At 54.8% G+C, this 1,869-nt stretch carries 1 protein-coding gene; it reads left to right on the plus strand.

The features are described from left to right. On the plus strand, positions 1–1,869 hold a 1,869-nt coding region (locus BFQ04_RS19585), incomplete at both ends, for an immunoglobulin-like domain-containing protein (RefSeq protein ID WP_371914522.1).

Below are 1,869 nucleotides of genomic sequence, written 5' to 3' on the forward strand. Positions count from 1 at the left end.
TCGGTGTAAACCAATCAAGCGCCAGCGTTTCGGTTGTTGCGCCGGATGACGTCTACAAAGGCGATCAGACCGTCACCACTGCTATCAAGACTGTCACTGGCGGCGAGCACTTCGAGAATTTGGTGCCAGGCACCGCGCCGGTTAATACCACCGTTACTGATACTCCAGGCACCGACAACACCACTACCGTCACGCTGACCGCGCCAAATGCTGTTAACGAAGGTGGGCAAATCACGTATACCGCGACTTTGAGTAATAAGGCCGGTAGTGACGTCACGCTGAAACTCGATAACGGATCGTCGATCACTATCAACGCCGGTGAAACCGTCGGCACCGTGACCGTGCCAGCCCCAAGCGATGACGTGTTCATCGATAAGAGCACTCAAACCGTTCAGATCACCGAAACCACCGGCGGTAACTTCGAGAAACTGGAAGTTGCGGGCAACGGTGCAACGACAGCGATCAACGACACCATCGACAAAGTCGACGTTGTCCTGACCGCTACCACCACAGTTGGCGAGGGCGGAAACATTGTCTATACCGCGAGCCTTGTGGATAAGAACGGTACGCCTGTAACCAACATCACCAATCCGTTGACGGTGACGCTGGATAATGGCCAGAGCATTACCATTGGTGTAAATCAATCGAGCGCCAGCGTTTCGGTTGTTGCGCCGGATGATGTCTACAAAGGTGATCAGACTGTCACCACTGCTATCAAGACTGTCACTGGTGGCGAGCACTTCGAAAACCTGGTGCCTGGCACCGCGCCAGTTAACACCACCGTTACTGATACTCCGGGCACCGACAACACCACCACCGTTACCCTGACAGCCCCGGCCCAAGCGAACGAAGGTGGTCAGATTACGTACACCGCCACGCTCTCCAATAAAGCGGGTAGTGACGTAACGCTGAAGTTGGATAATGGTTCAAGCATCACAATCAAAGCCGGCGATACCGTTGGCACTGTGACTGTTCCTGCGCCTTCCGATGATGTGTTCATCGACAAGAGCACGCAGACGGTCAAGATCACCGACGCAACGGGCGGCAACTTTGAGAAGTTGGAAGTTGCTGGCAACGGTGCGACCACCACGATCAATGACACCATCGACAAGGTCGATGTAGTTCTGACCGCTATCACCACCGTCGGCGAAGGCGGCAATATCGTTTACACCGCCAGCCTTGTGGATAAAAACGGCGCGCCGGTGACTAACATCACCAATCCATTGACCGTCACGCTCGATAACGGCCAAAGCATCACCATCGGTGTAAACCAATCAAGCGCCAGCGTTTCGGTTGTTGCACCGGATGACGTCTACAAGGGCGATCAGACCGTCACCACTGCTATCAAGACTGTCACTGGTGGCGAGCACTTCGAGAATTTGGTGCCAGGCACCGCGCCGGTTAATACAACCGTGACTGATACTCCAGGCACCGACAACACCACTACCGTCACGCTGACCGCGCCAAATGCTGTTAACGAAGGTGGGCAAATCACGTATACCGCGACTTTGAGTAACAAGGCCGGTAGTGATGTCACGCTGAAACTCGATAACGGCTCATCGATCATCATCAAAGCTGGCGATACTGTCGGCACCGTGACCGTACCTGCTCCAAGCGATGACGTATTTATCGACAAGAGCACGCAGACTGTCCAGATCACTGAGACCACTGGCGGCAACTTCGAGAAACTTGAAGTTGCGGGCAATGGTGCGACCACCACAGTCAACGACACCATCGACAAAGTCGACGTAGTCCTGACCGCCACCACCACCGTCGGCGAAGGCGGCAACATCGTTTACACCGCCAGCCTTGTGGATAAAAACGGCGTACCGGTGACGAACATCACCAACCCGTTGACCGTCACGCTCG

Origin of the sequence: Pseudomonas sp. 37 R 15 (genome assembly GCF_900004865.1) — a bacterium.
In the GTDB taxonomy this organism is placed as follows: domain Bacteria; phylum Pseudomonadota; class Gammaproteobacteria; order Pseudomonadales; family Pseudomonadaceae; genus Aquipseudomonas; species Aquipseudomonas fluorescens_AM.